The organism is Desulfolithobacter dissulfuricans, assembly GCF_025998535.1.
Lineage (GTDB): Bacteria > Desulfobacterota > Desulfobulbia > Desulfobulbales > Desulfobulbaceae > Desulfolithobacter > Desulfolithobacter dissulfuricans.
Map to the genome: position 1 here is coordinate 880,335 of NZ_AP024233.1, position 16,175 is coordinate 896,509.

The window sequence follows — 16,175 nt, forward strand, 5'->3', positions numbered from 1 at the left end:
ACTGCTCTACTGCTTTTTCTTGCGCTGCAGCTTGTACTTTTTCATCTTGTACTGGAGCAGGCTCTTGGTGATACCCAGCTTTTCAGCGGCCCGGGCCTGGACATTGCCCGCGTCCTCCAGGGCCTGGCGTACCAGTTTCTCCTCAATGCCGGAGAGGATTTCCGACAGGCTCAGGTCCTCGGGGATAAACTGGTTCAGGTCGAGACTCGAACTCCACTCCGAGACATTGGTCAGGTCCGATGAGTCGGGCTGGACGTCCTCGGCCTCGATGCGGTCGTTGCTGCACAGGATGGCGGCCCGCTCGATGGTGTTTTCCAACTCGCGCACATTGCCTTCCCAGGGCAGGCTGACCAGGAGCCGCAGGGCTTCCGGTGAGATATCGAGCCGTTCTTTACCCAGCCGGGCCGCATTTTTCTTGAGAAAATGGCTGACCAGCTCCGGAATGTCGTCCACCCGTTCGCGCAGGGGCGGCAGGTGAATATGGATCACGTTGAGCCGGTAATAGAGATCTTCTCTGAAGTTACCCTTTTCCACCTCGTCCTTCAGGTCCTTGTTGGTCGCAGCCAGGACCCGGACATCCACTTCCAGGGTGGTGCTGCCGCCCACCCGCTCGAAACTTCGTTCCTGCAGGACCCGCAACAGCTTGGCCTGCAGGCTGGGAGGCATTTCGCCTATCTCGTCCAGGAACAGGGTACCTCCGTCGGCCAGTTCAAAGCGTCCCTTACGCATGGTGATGGCGTCGGTGAAGGCTCCCTTTTCATGACCGAACAGTTCGCTTTCCAGCAGGTTGCTGGCCAGGGCCGCACAGTTGACCGAAACAAAAGGCATGTCTTTTCGCGGGCTCAGGTTGTGGATGGCCCGGGCCACCAGTTCCTTGCCCGTGCCTGACTCGCCGGTGATCAGTACCGACGAGGGAGTGGGCGCCACCTTTTCGATCAGCTGGTAGATGGCCCGCATGGAGGGGTTTTTGCCGATCATGCCGCCGAACCCCGACTTCGGGGTGACCTCGCTGCGCAGCCTTTTGATTTCCCGTACCAGGCCGTAATGTTCGATGGCCTTGTTGACCGCGGCCAGCAGCTGTTCGTTGGAAAAGGGCTTGGCCAGATAGGTAAAGGCGCCCAGCCGCATGGCCTCCACGGCCTTTTCCACCTCGGCATAGGCCGTGATCAGGATCACCGGCAGATCCTTGTTCAGTTCCTTGATTTTGGCCAGAAACTCGATGCCGTCCATACCCGGCATCTTCATGTCGGAGATGACCAGGTCCAGGTCGGTATCCCGGATAATGGGTAATCCCTCAATGCCGGAATCGGCGGTGAAAACCTCGTGGCCTTCGTCCCGCAACAGTTCGGAGAGAACGATCTGGTAGTTGGGTTCGTCGTCGACAATCAAAATGGTGTGCATGGTATCATCCGGGCCCCAGTCTCTGTTCCGGGGTAACGCTGTGGTTTTGTTTGTTCTTTAGGCCGCCTTGGAAACTTCTGATTTTTCAAGGTACCCTTTATGGAGTTGCGGCGGCAAAGAGTCGTCTTTCCAGTTCCGCCAGCAGGCTGTAGGGTGGGCAGAAGCCGTCTTTGCCGGCCAGGTTGCTGCCCGGCCGGTTGCCGCCATGGTAATCGCTGCCACCGGTTATCAGCAGGTCAAACCGGTGGGCCAGCCGGGTCAGCTCTTTCTGGATTTTTTTTCCATGGCCGGGATAGACCACTTCGAGTCCGTCCAGGCCCCGTTCCACCAGTTCGCGAATCAGCAGCGGCTGTATGCGTATCCGGGCGTCGATCTGACCCGGGTGGGCCAGGACCGCCACCCCGCCCGCCTCGTGGATCATGGAGATGGTCTCAGCGGCCGTGTAGGCAAAGCGGGCACACCAGGCGGGCCTGCCCCGGCGCAGATACTGGCTAAAGGCCTGGTCCATGGTTCTGACCACTCCCTTTTCCATCAGCAGCCTGGCGATATGGGGCCGGCCGGTCTGGCCGCAAAAGGAGAAATGGTCCAGTTCCCGGTCTTCTATTTTCAGTCCCAGCTCCCGCAGTTTGAGGAGAATTTTCCGGTTGCGTTCGATCCGTCCCTGTTGAACCCGGTCAAGCCAGCTGTGCAGGGAATCACAGCTTGTGTCCAGGCCATATCCCAGGATATGGAGGGAGAATCCGCGGTGCTGGGCACTGATTTCGATACCGGCTATGGTCTTGACATGGTGTCTTTTTCCCGCCTCCATAAACGGTTCGATCCCGTCCACCGTGTCATGATCGGTCAGGGCAATGCCACCGAGATTGCGCTCTGCGGCCATCTGGACAAGCTCTTCGGGGGTGGCGGTGCCATCGGAGAAAGTGGAGTGGAGGTGGAGGTCAATACACATGGTATCTCAAAAAGTTACGGTTGGCAGCTTGTGCCCATGGCAGCACTGCGTATCACTGCTAATCTAATCATGACGCCAGGTTAATGCAATCAACTAATGAAAAGGGCGGGGTGTGATGACAACCTGGGAAAAATGCTTATTGTGATGCTCAAAAGAGGATTTGCAATCCATAACCGGGCACTGTCTTTGCGGCTCGAAACAGTCAGGTACCTGTCGAGCCAACTGATTTAAAGAGGATTTCGACGTCATGGATTTATGACAGGAACAGGAGGTGAAATCATGCCAGATACCATAGTGGTCTGCCCTGCGTGCGGGGCGAAAAACAGGATTCCAGCCGCCAAGGCCCATCTCAGACCCAAATGCGGCCGATGCGGCCAGCCGCTGCCGGCGGGTGCGGCTGGCACCGTGGTCGAGCTTGGCGACCATAACTTCCAGCAGGTGACCGCGGGTTCATCGCTGCCGGTTCTGGTGGATTTTTATTCCCCGACCTGCGGGCCATGCCAGATGCTGGCGCCGGTCATCGACAACATTGCCCGGAACTACGCCGGCCGGGCCATTGTCGGCAAGCTCGACACCAGCCGCCATCAGATGACCGCGTCCCGGTTCCAGATCCGCGGGGTGCCCACCCTGCTGTTCTTCAAAAACGGCCAGGTGGTGGATCAACTGGTGGGCGCTGTGCCCCAGCAGGAGATCGAACAGCGGCTCAACGTTTTGCTCTGATCCCCGTGGTCCGGTTCGGAGTTTTCCGGACCGGGCTTTTTTTACTTCTGTCGGGTCATGGAGGGGAGCAGGAGGAAAAAGTTCTTCAGTTTCACGCAATTCCTGCCGAAAGAGATAACAGTCCAGCAATCTCCATCATTTTTTAAAGCCTCTACAGGTCAGGGCGCTATGTCTGTTATGCGAATCTTTCCCCTTGTTGTTCTGTTGTTTCTTTTCGGCTGCAGCCATACTCCTCAGCCGGTCGGGTATCCTGCTACCGAGCAGCGTAAAATGCAGGCGGTCCATCACTGGGATGTCCTGGCGTTGGATGTGGCCAACGAGATCAACAACGAGTTAATCCGGCAGGGATACCTTGAAACGCCGGTTTATGTCCGCTCCCCCGGCTCCGGCGAGCGGCAAGGTGATCTCTCCGGCGCCGCACCCTTTGACGAGGCATTTCACGATCTCCTGGTAACGAGACTGGTCCAGTTCGGAGTGCCGACACTGAACAGCCCGGGACAAAACGGCCTGGTGGTGGAATACAAGGTCCAGGTGATCAATCACCGGGACAGCGGCAATATAAGTCAGAAGGTCTGGCCCGGGATGCTGACATTGCTCGGCAGCGGTATCACTGTTCTCCGGTATGTTCCGTCCGACTATCTTGCTCTGCTGGGTTCGATGTTCGCCGACGTCGCCACCTCCACCTACGAGAATACCGGCAGGTACGAAGTGGTCATTTCCACGTCCATCGTCAGCGACGACCGGTATCTCATGCACCGCTCCGATATCTACTACATCGACGACCCGGATTTCTGGCAGTATCAGGCAGCTCCGCCGGCCACTGAAATCGAGTTGATCAGCGCCCAGAGGTAAGGTATCATGGTCCCCAAGATGATATGGTTGCGGCGGATGAAACGAAAGGGATGGCTGCTCGTCGGAGTGGGCCTGCTGATGCTTGCCGGTGGCTGCAGCAAGTTGAACTGTACGCCATTTGAACAGGTTCTGGGATCTGGAATTGATCTTGTCGGCCTGGGGCGGGAGATCAGCGATGCCCTGATATCGGGTGCCTCTCCTCCTCTGCATCCACGCCAGCCCATCCTGGTCACAACCATTGTTGACAACAATAACCTGGAACAGACCTCATCCTTTGGCCGCAGTCTGCAGAATCACCTGGCCTCCGGTTTCGTCCGCCGGGGTTTCACGGTCCGGGAGCTCAAGCTCCGCAACAACCTGCTGGTCCGTTCCGGGGCCGGGGAATTCATGCTGTCGCGTGACCTGGAAACGCTTTCCCGCAAACAGCAGGCCCAGGCCGTGGTGGTGGGAACCTACACTCTGAGCAACCGGCTTCTGTACCTGTCGGTCCACCTGGTCCGCCCCACCGACCGGACCATTCTCGCCACCTGGGACAGACGGCTGTGTCTGGATGAGAATACCCTGCGGATGCTGGGCTTTGAATTCCAGGACATGGAGGAGATCACTCCGCCGTCCCGCTCCCTGCTGGACAGGATTCTCTATTTCTGACGGATGTCTCGTGTCGCTTGTTAATATTGACTCCCTGCGGACCCATGTATTGCGCCTCCTTGGCAGGATGGCACCCCCGGGTGGCATCGAACTGATGTCTTACAAGCGGAACCGTACTGTTGCCCTGATCTGTCGTGAAAACGGCCGGGTTCTTGTCCGGGAACGGGGGTATGTGGAACAGGAAATGGAAGTCGCCCCCGATGATCTGCCACGGCTGCTCAAGACGCTTATCAAGCGGGAGTTCCCGCGGAGCCGCAAGGTCCGGGTCCATAAGTTTGCCGATCCCGTGGAACTGGAACGGATCCACCAGAAGATCTGATATGCTCATTATCCGCTGCGCTGCCTGTAAGCGAAAACTCTGGCGTTATGACAAGATCGGGCCCGGTGAGGTCCTTCGCTGTCACAAGGACCGGATAAAAAAAATCTTCGGAGCCCAAATCCGTGATGGCCGGGTGTACTGCAGCTGTGGTAAGGATATCGGCATCGACAAGGGCAGCTTCTACAAGATGATTGCCAAGGCCTTCACCTACAGGGGTACCAAACGCAACAGCTGAACTGTTGCCGGGCCCGGAGAATTACCATGGGTTTTTCCTTTCGGGAAAGTCTGCGCGCCGCCCTGCGCAGTGGCTTCCTCATCCTCAAACTGATCATTCCCCTCTATATTCTCGCCGACATTCTGCTCTACTTCGACCTTCTGCGGCACATCACCTTTCTCTTTGCGCCGGTGACCTCGGTCCTGCAGCTGCCCGCCGAGGCGGCCATGGCCATAGCCGGAGGCGTGTTCCTCAACCTGTACGCGGCCATTGCCTTTGCCGCTCCCCTGGGGCTGAGTCCCTACCAGTGGACCATCCTGGCGGTTTTTCTTGGCGTCTGCCATTCCCTCCCCGTGGAATCGGCGGTGATGAGGAAACTGGGCGTGGCCTACTGGTACTCGGCCCTGCTCAGGGTCATCATGGCCTTTGTCAGTGTCGGGCCGGTGATGCTGATGCCGGATTCCTTTTTCGGGGATCAGGCAACCTCCGGCCCGGTGACCCTGGCCCGGTACGACAGTTTCCTGCAGATGCTCAGGGGATCGCTTGGCGGATCGCTGCTCCTGTCCCTTAAGATCATCGGTCTTATTACCCTGATCATCTTTGTCATGGACTGGGTGAAATCCACCCGGTTCATGCAGGAGTATACCCGAAAGGTCAATACTTCCTTTTCCATCATTGTCGGCCAGCTGCTTGGTATCACCTATGGGGCCGGTATCCTGATCCGGGAGGTCAACGATGGTCACCTGAGCCGGGAGAATGTCTTCTATATCGCCACATTTCTCATGATCTGCCACTCTATCATCGAGGATGCCCTGCTCTTTGTCCTCTTTGGCGCCAGTTACTGGGTCATTGTCACGGTCCGCCTCATCGCTGCCTTTCTCTTCAGTTTTGTCCTTCTGCGGCTCTTTGACCGCCGGCTTGTACCCCACCAGACGGTCGAGTCCATTCCCCGCTGACTTTCAGGAACGATTGTCCGGCGCATGGCCCCTTGCTCCGCACTCTCCCTCAGGTCTTGCCGGTAACCTGCTATCCATTCCGGTCGGCGGCCTTTATCATCGGAGTTCTTCAGCCTCTTGAATCCGCTACGCGCAACCATGTTGTGGCGGGTATGGTGTATCTGGTCACAGGGTACGCACCAGATCGATATTTAAAGGGAAAAAATGTAACTCGCCTCAGGTGCCCCAGATTCGCGGTCTCCCTCCGGTCGCTTCGCTGTGCAGTCGTGGCTGTCCGCTATAACAGCGTAACAGCGAAGCGGTGTCTGGTGTCACCCTCTATGCGGACAGCCGCGACCGTGCAGATAAGCGACCGGAGGGAGACTTCGAAGATGGGGTGGCTGTGATGAGTTACGGTATGGTTGCGGCGGAACTGGCTTGAGGACAATGCTTGCAGGCCAAGGCTCGGCAGGGAGAGAAAAAGAACAATTGTTGTTGGATTGGTACTCCTGTTTTGTGCTATTATCAAAGGTATGACACTGAATTGTTTCTGTGATCTCTGTCTTGTGGGACGTGATATATCGCGGTCTGGATACAGGATCGTTTTTTTTCTTTTTCTGGCCCTCTGTTTCCTGCTTGTGGCACAGCAGCGGGAGGGGTGCGCCCATGAGGGCGAGGCCGCTCCCGGTTCGTCAGCCGGGGTTCCCGTCGAAACGTCATCTGACCCCGACGGCTCCGGTCTGCTGCTTACCCCCGAAGAAAAGGACTTTATCAGACAACATCCGGTCATCCGCATATCCAACCAGATTTCCCGCCCACCCTACGACTTCTACGAGGATGGCGAGGCCCAGGGTTTTTCCATCGATTACCTTCGTCTGCTGGCCAAGATTATCGGAGTTCAGGTTCAGGTCATCAGCGGCGACTGGGACCGGCTGGTGGAGCGTCTGCAGAAACGGGAGATCGATCTGCTCCACACGTGCCACATAACCGGTGACCTGCATCAGTTCTCCTACTTCACCACCGGCTACTACTCCATACGCTACATGATCGTCACCCAGTTCACCAACAACACCATCCGTTCCCTGGATGATCTGGAGGGCAAGATTCTGGCCATGCCGGCCTCGCTTCCTCTGACCACCTTTATTCGTGAGAGCTATCCCGGGATACGGATACTGGAGATGCGGTCCACCGGTGAGGCCATGGAAGCGGTGGCCTATGGCAGGGCCGATGCCCTCATCGAGGATTTTTTCACGGTGAACTATCTTTTTGAGAAACTTCTGCTCACCAATCTCAAGATCGCGGCCCGGGCCGAGGTCAGTGGCTGGGAGTCCAGTGACCTCTACATCGCAGTCCGTGACGACTGGTCCCTGTTCCATTCGCTCCTGCAAAAGGCAATGGATGCCGTCCCGGACGAGGCCATGCAGCAGCTCAGCCGCAAGTGGCTGTCCCGGTTCATGGGCGTCGACCACCAGGCAAGTGTCAAGCTGGCCCTGACCGACGAGGATCTGGTTTTCCTCAAGGAACATCCGACCGTCCGGGTCCTGACAAGGAAAAATTTTCCGCCCTTCAGTTTTGTCAGGGGCAGCGAGGTCAGCGGCTATGTCAACGATTATCTACGGCTCCTGGCCTCCAAGCTGGGGTTGGTGCTCGACTTTGTTCCCCAGGAGGAGCCGGTGGAGTCCGAGAGGATGGCTCCCCAGCTTTCGGAGCAGGGCATCGACATGGTCGGGTTGGTGGAGCCGCTTGACGGGAGCCCGCCTGATCTGCTGCTGACGGACCGTGGCATGGTTAACACGGTGAGTTCCCTGCTCAGCCGGGGCAGCAGGGACCGTTTTTCCGACCTGGAGAGTCTGCGGGGCAAGGTCCTGGCCGTGGTCCGGGGAACTCCTTTCGTGGCCCGTCTGCGCGAGCGTTTTTCCGATATCAACCTTCTGCTTACCGACAACACCATCATGAGCATGCAGAGCGTGCTCAGTGGGCGGGCCGATGCCGCCTTTGATAACTATGCGGTTTTCAATTACTACATGGAGGAGTATTTTTTCCAGGATCTGGTCATCACCCCCCTGGTGGGGGATGCGCTTTTCCCGGAAACCACCCTGCGTATAGGGGTCAGGGAAGATCTCTCCCAGCTGAAGACGATCTTTGACCAGGCCATGGCCCAGCTCTCCAGCGAAGAGATTCTTCGTCTCCAGGACCGCTGGTTTCGGGAGACCGCGGCCAGGGAAGGGGACGTCGGCAAACAGGTCAGCCTGACCACCATCGAGTCCAGCTGGCTGAAAAACAAGGGCAGTATCTCCATGTGTATCGACCCGGATCGTATGCCGCTGGAACGCATGGAAGAGGGGCATCATATCGGAATTGCCGCCGATTACGTGGAAATTTTCCAGAAGGAACTGGGAATCCCGATCCAGCTAGTCCCCACCACCAGCTGGAGTCAGAGCATTGAATTTGCCCGGAAGAGGAAGTGCGACATTCTCACTCTGGCCCTGGAGACCCCCGAGCGACGGGAATTTCTTGATTTCACCATTCCCTATCTCAACCTGCCCCTGGTTCTGGCCACCCGGACCGAGGAGCTGTTCGTGCCCGATATTACCGCCATTCACGACAGGAAGTTCGGTGTGGTCCGGGGCTATGCCTTTGGTAAATCCCTGCGCGACCGGTACCCGGAGATGCAGATCGTCGATGTGAAGTCGGTGGCCGACGGCCTGGATCAGGTTCAGCAGGGGCAGCTTTACGGCTTTATCGATACCCTGCCGACCATCGGCTATGCGATCCAGAACCAGTATGTGGGTACCCTGAAGATTGCCGGCAAGTTCGATGAAACCCTGGAGCTCAAGCTGGGAGTGCGAAACGACGAACCGCTTCTGCTCTCTGTCCTGAACAAGGCTGTGGCAACCATTGCCCCGGAACGACAGCAGCAGATACTGAACCGATGGATCTCTGTCAAGTATGAAAAAGGTATTGATTACAAGTTGTTGTGGAAGATTCTCTCGGGTATCGGGGTGGTGGGCCTGTTCCTGCTCTACCGCTACTGGGCGCTTAACAAGTACAACCACAAACTTGAGGTTCTGTCGGTGACCGACCGGCTGACCCAGGTGTACAACCGCCTCAAGCTTGATGATATTCTCAACGCCCAGCTGGCCTTCTTCAAACGAAGCCACCAGGTTTTTTCAGTGATCCTGGTCGATATCGACTACTTCAAGAAAGTTAACGATTCTTACGGCCATCTTGCCGGTGACGAGGTTCTGGTCGGGTTTGCCCGCATCATCGGTCGAACCATCCGCACGACGGATATTCTCGGCCGGTGGGGCGGGGAGGAGTTCCTGATTATCTGCCCTGATACCGATCTCAAGGGTGCCATGACCCTGGCAGAAGTGCTGCGCCGGGAGATCAGCGAGCATGAATTCCCGGAAGTCGGCCACATGACTGCCAGCTTCGGGGTGGCCGAGTACAATGACGAGGAATGTACCGGCAAGGATCTGATCCAGCAGGTGGACCAGGCTCTGTATGCGGCCAAGGAAGGCGGGCGCAACCAGGTGCGGCAATACCGCCACAAGCGGCTGGTCCGGGTTGTGTGAGAGCAGCCATGGAGCGGGACCGGAAGAGAAAAGGAGTGGTGCTCTCCTTTCATCCCACCCTTCCCGGTGATCGTTTTATCTGGGAGCGCGGCAGCCTGGGGCCCGGGGAACTCGAGTGGGTCCGGGAAGCCCGGGCGGTTCTTTTGCCGCAGACTGTGGCACGGGAGCTTTATTATCTGGTCCGCTACCACTGCCCGGCGGTTTTTCCCAACTATGACCTGCGGTTCCGGTGGGAGGGCAAGGTGGGGGATACCATGCTGTTCTGGAGCCTGGGTGTGCCCCATCCCGAGACCCGTATCTATCCCCGGGTCGAGGCCCTGGAGCATGATCATCCGGCCATGGACTACACCGCGATCCAGCCCCTCTATCCCTGCGTGGTGAAGGCCAGTTCCGGTGGGGAAGGATCCCACACCTGGCTTGTCCGCAGCCGGGACGAACTGGCTGAAGTGGTTCACCGTCTCAAGGAACTGGAAAATGAGGGATACCACGGGTTCGTGATTCAGGAGTATGTGGGCCGGGTGGAGCGGGACCTGCGGGTGGTGATCATCGGTGACCAGGTTCTGAGCTACTGGCGGATCAATCCGGGGTTTTACAAAAACGTGGCCCGGGGCGGCGAAATCGATCCGGAGAGTGATCCGGAGCTCCAGGCCATCGGCCGGGAGCAGGTGGCCCGGTTATGCGAGCGGACCGGAATCAATCTGGCCGGTTTTGATCTTATCTTTCCCCGGGAAGCGATCAGCCCCTTTTTCTGGAGATCAACTATACCTTTGGCCGCAAGGGACTGGACGGCAGCCGGGGCTACCAGGAATTGCTGGAGACGGCGGTGAACCGCTTCCTGGAATCTTCGGGCCGGGACACCACGCCGGCAGACTCTTTGCTCTGATAGAAAAAAACGTTACGATTTTCCGAGGGAAGAGGGACTTTTTGGCTCTTGGTGCTTTTTTTGTCTGGTTACAGCTCCTGCTCTGGCTGCCTTCCTGGGCGTCGGCCGGGGAGGTCGTGGTTCTGCAGCCGGAAAATCCGGGCCTGGTGCTTGCGCCCTGCCTTTCGGGACCAGGGAGGTGCAACACCGCAATTTTCTGTTCCGAATATCCATTCCTCCGGGGACCCATACCTGGTATGCGCGCATCGAGACCGAAAGCGCCATGTTTTTTCCCATGATCCTGGGAACGAACAACCGTTCTGGACGAGAGACCATGATGCCCAGTTTGGCCTGGGAATGTACCAAGGTATCATGCTGGTCATGGCGCTCTCTAACCTGTTCATCTTCATTTCACTCCCTTGGGGCCGCCGGGAATGGCCCGGAGATCAGTCGAGCTTGATCCGTAGTTCGATTTCGCCCATTTTGTCGGTGGCCTTCAGGGTGGAGACAAAACCGGCCACGGTGGCGGCAAGGGATTCCTGGACAAAATCCTTGAGCACCACCCGGGAGCCGTTGACCAGCAGGGTAACTTTCTCCTGGTTTTTATCCCGGTCCTGCAGAAAACGCTTTTCAATGAACTCCGCGATTTCCCTGCTTTCGTCGAGCCGGAAAATATAGTCGCCGGTCACCGGCCGGTCGGTGGCAATGGCGATCACGCCGTTGACCTGGTTGCGCAGTAGCTCGCCCTCCCCGCGGGCCACCTCGATCTTGGCCACCTGTCGCTCGTGTTTGAATCCTTCGCCGATCACCATATCCACATCGGGAAAGAAGCGAAAGGCCAGGGTGGTCAGATCCATGCCGGGATTTTCCGTCCGCATGACCATCTGGTCCGGGGCGATCAGAGTAATGGAATCGGCCCCGGCCTGGAGATATGTATAGGTGTCGGTTCCCGGCTGATCAAAGACAATACCGGTTTCCTTGGTATGCTTGATCACCGCGATCCGGTATCCGCGCTCCTTGAGATGGGCAACAACCTGGCTGGCAAGGGTTGTCTTGCCTGAATCGTGCCAGCCGATGAAGGTGACGATGGGCGGCATATCCATTCTCCGTAGGAAAAAAGGCGGGCCCCCTTGGGGGTCCGCCTGGTGTTTTTTTGAAGCTGGAGGAGAATGACCTGCCGTTTCAGATCTTGTAGCGGCTGTGCAGTATCTCCACTTCCTCCCGCGGTTTGTAGCCGGTTATCATACTCTGGATTGAGCCTTTGATGGCAAAAAGCGACATGTAGAGGTGGGTGAGAAAGAAGGCCACCAGCGCCATGCCGAGAAAGTTATGGATAATGACCATGAGCCGCAGTTGGTCCACCGGGCCCTGGAAGGTGTAGAGCAGATAACCGGTGTACATCATACCACCGCTGCCCAGAGTGCACAACCAGAACCAGATCTTTTGCCCGGCATTGAACTTGCCGGCCGGAACGGGTTTTTTCTTTTTACTCAGGTAGCCCCCGAGAATGAGGAACCAGGCCAGGTCATAGGGGCGGGGCAGCATGTCGACAAACCAGATGGCAAACATGATCGGCACATCCACTGCCAGAATGGCGGCCGAGGCAATATGGACCAGCCTGGCGGTATGGACCGGGGTGCCGCCGCCGAAAAACTTGCCGAAGATAATCATCAGGCCCGTGATCACCAGCAGGGAGAAGGAGACGGCTCCGATCAGGTGAATGATCCTGGTGAACAGGCTGAAGTAGTATACCTGGTCGCCATCGTGGGCAAAGACCTTGGGGCCGATGGTGAGGTAGTGGAGCAGGAAAACCGTGGGCACGATGGTGATAATGAGCAGGAAGGCACGGTTGAAGAGAAAGGCCTGCAGGTTGGTGAACTGCTGACCATAGACCTGCCAGTCACCGGTAATGAGCTGGTTGAACTGATGCAGGGAGGCGGTGGATGGCGCTGAACCGAATCCGCTCAGCAGCTGCACGCTCCCGGCATAGACAAAGCCGGTTACCAGAACCAGTAAACCGGCGCCAATGGAAAGAGAATATGTTTTCATCCTCATCTGGATATTCCAGTTGAATAAGGGTTGGTCTGAAACTCAGGCAAAGATCAAGCCCGGTGAACCAGGAACCGGAGAAATAATCGGCTCCTGGTCCATCGGTCCGTCGCTCCATCCGGGTACCGATTCCCCTGTCGCAGGGGCACAGCCCGGAAAGTGGAATCTGGTTCAGGCAAAGGCGGCACCCTTCCCATTGGAACGGTGCCGCTGGTCTTGATGGAACGGGTTATTTTTCCTTGTACGCCTTGTCCCAGCCCCAGGCTTTGGCCCCGGAGCCACGCTTGACCACCCGTTCCCGGAAGACATCGGCCACCACATCGGCGTCACCGGCCATCAGCGCCTTGGTGGCGCACATGGCAGCGCAGAGAGGGACCTTGCCCTCGGCAATCCGGTTCTGGCCATAGAGCTTGCGCTCCTCGCGGCTGAAGGTTTCCTCCGGGCCGCCGGCGCAGAACGTGCATTTGTCCATGGCGCCCCGGGCCCCGAAGACCTGGCCACTGGGAAACTGCGGCGCTCCAAAGGGGCAGGCCATGAAACAGTAGCCACAGCCGATGCAGGTCTTCTTGTTCACCAGGACGATACCATCGTCCCGCTGGTAGATGGCATCCACCGGACAGACGGCGATGCAGGGAGCATCGGCGCAGTGCATGCACGAGACCGAGATGGACCTTTCTCCGGGTTTGCCTTCATTGATCGAGACGACCCGGCGGCGGTTGACACCCACCGGGACCTGATTGCCTTCCTTGCAGGCAATCACGCAGCCGTTACAGTCGATGCAGCGTTCCACATCGCATAGAAATTTCATTCGTGCCATTTATTCATACCTCCGAAAGGGTTTATGCACGTTTGACCCGGCAGAGTCCATCTTTGGTCGCCTGAATCTGGGTGATGATATCATAGCCGTAGTTGGTGACCGTGTTGGCCGATTCGCCGATAACATAAGGCTCATGTCCCTTGGGATATTTATCCAGCAGGGAATCACCCATGAGCATGCCGCCAAAATGGAAGGGCATGAAGATCGTGGCCTCGTCCACCCGCTGGGTAACCTTGGCCATGACCTTTACCCTGCCACCTTCCGGCGATTCGATCCAGATCATCTCACCGTTGCGGATCCCCAGATCGTTGGCGGTTTTCGGATTGATCTCCGCATACATATCCGGGGCCAGCTCGGCCAGGTACTTGTTGCTGCGTGTTTCCGCTCCGGCTCCCATGTGCTCGACCATCCGCCCGGTGGTGAGTACCAGCGGGAAGTCCTTGGACATTCCGGGTTTCTGCTCGCTCTTGTACCTGGTGAAGACCCGGTAATGGTTTGGCTTGTCCTCGTAGGTCGGATACTTGGGAATCAGATCCGGCCGCGGCGAGTGCAGCGGTTCACGGTGGACGGGTACCTGGTCAGGGAAGGTCCAGACCACACAGCGGGCCCGGGCATTACCAAAGGGGGCCATGCCACGCCTGATCGCTTCCTTGATGGTTTTCTGGGACAGGTCGGTCTTCCAGTTGGTTCCTGGAACGATATCCTTGAACTCCGGATAGCCACCCATGACCTCACTGCCCGGGTTGGCCACACCCTTGGCGGCCAGCTGGTTTTCTGTCCGGCCACTCATGGAGTAGGTGTGTTCCAGGCCGAACCGGTTACGGAACGGCAGGCCACCCTTGGCAACCGGCTTGGAGATATCGTAGAGGATCGGGGTACCCGGATGTTCCTCGGTCCAGCAGGGCCAGGGCAGGCCGTAGTATTCCCCGTTGCACGGGCCACCGTTGGCCTGCAGGGTGTCGATATCAAAGGTATGCCAGTTTTCGGTATGCTTCTTGATCCGCTCGGGTGTGGGACCGTTGTACCCGATGGTCAGAGAGCCCCGGCCCAGCTCGCGGGTGATATCTTCGGGTACCTGTTTGATGTTCTTGTAGAACTTGTCGGCAAACCCGAGGCGCTTCACCAGCTCTTCCATGATCTGGTAATCATCCTTGGAATCGTAGATCGGGTCAACCACCTTGAAACGCCACTGGAATTGACGCGAGGTCGAGGTTACCGAGCCCGAAGTTTCGTACTGGCTGGAACTGGGCAAGAGATACATGTTGTCCTTGTCGCTCAGCGCCGAGGCCATGGTGGGGAAGGGATCCACCACCACGATGAGATCGAGCTGGTCATAGGCTTTCTTGACCTTGTGGAACATGGAGTTGGAACTCACACCGCAACCCCACTGGATGAGGGCCTTGATGGGCGTGTACTGTTCAATCTTCTCTTCCTGGATGACACCCTCGAACCAGCGCGACAGGGTGAATCCTTTTTTGTTCATCCATTTCTTTTCCTTGAACCGGGACACGATCCACTCATAGTCCACGTCCCAGACCCGACACCAGTGCTTCCATGAACCGTCCTTGAGGCCGTAATAGGCCGGCAGGGAATGGGAGAGAATGCACATGTCGGTGGCACCCTGGACATTGTCGTGGCCGCGGAAGATATTGGTTCCGCCGCCGGACTTGCCCATGTTGCCGAGAACCAGCTGCAGGATGCAGAAGGTCCTGGTTATGGAGGAGCCGATATGATGCTGGGTTCCACCCATACACCAGGTAAGGCTGGTGGGCCGGTTGGTTGCCAGCAGCTTGGCGATGCGCCTGGTCTCCGATGCGGGAATACCGGTGATTTCCTCAACGACCTCGGGTGTGTAATGGGCGGCTTCAGCGGCCATTTCCGGGAAGCCGGCTACCCGGGTCCTGATGAATTCCTTGTCGTGCCAGTTGTTCTCGATGATGGTGTTGATGAGCCCCATCATGAAGGCCGCGTCCGTACCCGGACGGATGCGGACAAAATCGGTTGCCTTGGCGGCAAGCTTGGTATAGCGCGGGTCGACGACGATCAGCGGCGCGTTGTTGACCTCCTTGGCATACAGGATGTGCTGCATGGCCACCGGATGGGCCTCGGCCGCGTTGGACCCGATAAAGATCATGGATTTGGCATGCCTGATATCGTTCAGGCTGTTGGTCATTGCCCCGTAACCCCAAGTGTTGGCGACACCTGCCACCGTTGTGGAGTGTCAGATACGGGCCTGGTGGTCAATGTTATTGGACCCCCAGAAGGCGGCGAATTTCCTGTGCAGGTAGGCCATCTCGTTGGAGACCTTGGCCGAACCGTTGAAGTGCAGCGCGTCGGGACCGTCCTTTTCCCGGATGGCGAGCAGCTTTTTGCTTATCTCGTCCATGGCCTGATCCCAGGAGATCTTCTGCCATTTGCCACCGACCTTTTTCATCGGGCTCTTGAGCCGTTTTTCACTGGTGACCATGTCGATGGCGCCGGCACCTTTGCAGCAGTGCCCGCCCAGGGAGATGGGATGATCCTGGGCCACTTCCTGGCGGACCCAGACCCCGTTCTGGACTTCGGCGATGATGCCGCAGCCAACCGAGCAGTAGGTACAGATGGTTTTGACCTTCTTGGAACCCGGGTAGGCTGCTTTTTTTGTTGTGGCCGCCGAGGCTGTCGCGGTCAGTTTTGTGGTCATTGCCGCGCCGGTGAGGGCCGCTGTGGCCGCCGAGAGCTTGAGAAACGAACGGCGGGCAAGTTTCGGGTTGAGCGTGATCCGGGAAGAACTGTTCCCCGGAACCGAGGTGGAACTGGTAAAGATTTTTTTTCTGGCCATGGTACCCCTC

General features: G+C 57.6%; 15 protein-coding genes. 9 read left to right on the top strand and 6 right to left on the bottom strand.

Translation table 11 applies throughout. The features are described 5' to 3' along the window. Positions 1-6: 6 nt before the first annotated feature. Together GF1_RS03715 and GF1_RS03720 are read right to left on the bottom strand one after the other, a co-directional pair. Complete coding sequence (locus GF1_RS03715; RefSeq protein ID WP_267928271.1) at positions 7-1,401, bottom strand: sigma-54-dependent transcriptional regulator; 1,395 nt, start codon at positions 1,399-1,401, stop codon at positions 7-9. 97 nt (positions 1,402-1,498) lie between these two features. After that, a complete protein-coding gene (locus GF1_RS03720) occupies positions 1,499-2,350 on the bottom strand; it encodes a PHP domain-containing protein (RefSeq protein WP_267928272.1) in 852 nt (283 codons plus the stop codon). A 279-nt stretch (positions 2,351-2,629) separates the two neighbouring features. Between GF1_RS03720 and trxA the strand changes: the two genes are divergently transcribed. The 9 genes from trxA to GF1_RS16370 all read left to right on the top strand — a co-directional run bounded on the left by trxA (position 2,630) and on the right by GF1_RS16370 (position 10,938). Continuing rightward, positions 2,630-3,070, top strand: a complete 441-nt coding sequence (gene trxA / locus GF1_RS03725; RefSeq protein WP_267928273.1) for a thioredoxin — start codon at positions 2,630-2,632, stop codon at positions 3,068-3,070. Between the two features lie 270 nt (positions 3,071-3,340). After that, positions 3,341-3,922: a hypothetical protein gene (locus GF1_RS03730; RefSeq protein ID WP_267928274.1), complete on the top strand. Its 582-nt coding sequence runs from the start codon at positions 3,341-3,343 to the stop codon at positions 3,920-3,922. Between the two features lie 36 nt (positions 3,923-3,958). Beyond that, positions 3,959-4,570 (top strand): FlgO family outer membrane protein, encoded by a 612-nt coding sequence (locus GF1_RS03735; protein WP_267928275.1) that lies wholly within the window; start codon positions 3,959-3,961, stop codon positions 4,568-4,570. 10 nt (positions 4,571-4,580) lie between these two features. Continuing rightward, positions 4,581-4,889, top strand: coding sequence for a hypothetical protein (locus GF1_RS03740; RefSeq protein ID WP_267928276.1), 309 nt, complete (start codon positions 4,581-4,583; stop codon positions 4,887-4,889). 1 nt (position 4,890) lies between these two features. Further along, positions 4,891-5,124 carry a hypothetical protein gene (locus GF1_RS03745; protein ID WP_267928277.1) on the top strand — a complete coding sequence of 78 codons (234 nt, stop codon included), beginning with the start codon at positions 4,891-4,893 and terminating at the stop codon, positions 5,122-5,124. Between the two features lie 26 nt (positions 5,125-5,150). Next, positions 5,151-6,059: a nucleoside recognition protein gene (locus GF1_RS03750; protein WP_267928278.1), complete on the top strand. Its 909-nt coding sequence runs from the start codon at positions 5,151-5,153 to the stop codon at positions 6,057-6,059. Between the two features lie 617 nt (positions 6,060-6,676). Beyond that, the gene (locus GF1_RS03755) at positions 6,677-9,616 is read left to right on the top strand and encodes a transporter substrate-binding domain-containing diguanylate cyclase (RefSeq protein ID WP_267928279.1); all 2,940 of its coding nucleotides are present in this window, start codon (positions 6,677-6,679) and stop codon (positions 9,614-9,616) included. A gap of 8 nt (positions 9,617-9,624) precedes the next feature. Continuing rightward, positions 9,625-10,443, top strand: a complete 819-nt coding sequence (locus tag GF1_RS03760) for an ATP-grasp domain-containing protein (protein WP_267928280.1) — start codon at positions 9,625-9,627, stop codon at positions 10,441-10,443. 213 nt (positions 10,444-10,656) lie between these two features. Next, on the top strand, positions 10,657-10,938 hold the full coding sequence (locus tag GF1_RS16370) for a 7TMR-DISMED2 domain-containing protein (protein WP_353740447.1): 282 nt from the start codon (positions 10,657-10,659) through the stop codon (positions 10,936-10,938). Here GF1_RS16370 and mobB read toward each other — a convergent pair. From mobB to GF1_RS03780, 4 genes are all read right to left on the bottom strand, one after another. Next, positions 10,925-11,575: a molybdopterin-guanine dinucleotide biosynthesis protein B gene (gene mobB / locus GF1_RS03765; protein ID WP_267928281.1), complete on the bottom strand. Its 651-nt coding sequence runs from the start codon at positions 11,573-11,575 to the stop codon at positions 10,925-10,927. The genes GF1_RS16370 and mobB overlap by 14 nt on opposite strands. An 85-nt stretch (positions 11,576-11,660) precedes the next feature. Next, a complete protein-coding gene (locus GF1_RS03770; RefSeq protein WP_267928282.1) occupies positions 11,661-12,533 on the bottom strand; it encodes a formate dehydrogenase subunit gamma in 873 nt (290 codons plus the stop codon). Between the two features lie 223 nt (positions 12,534-12,756). Further along, entirely contained in the window at positions 12,757-13,344 is a 588-nt protein-coding gene (fdh3B, locus tag GF1_RS03775; protein ID WP_267928283.1) for a formate dehydrogenase FDH3 subunit beta, read from the bottom strand. Positions 13,345-13,366: 22 nt separating this feature from the next. Further along, positions 13,367-16,165 (bottom strand): formate dehydrogenase subunit alpha, encoded by a 2,799-nt coding sequence (locus GF1_RS03780; RefSeq protein ID WP_267928284.1) that lies wholly within the window; start codon positions 16,163-16,165, stop codon positions 13,367-13,369. Positions 16,166-16,175: the final 10 nt, after the last annotated feature.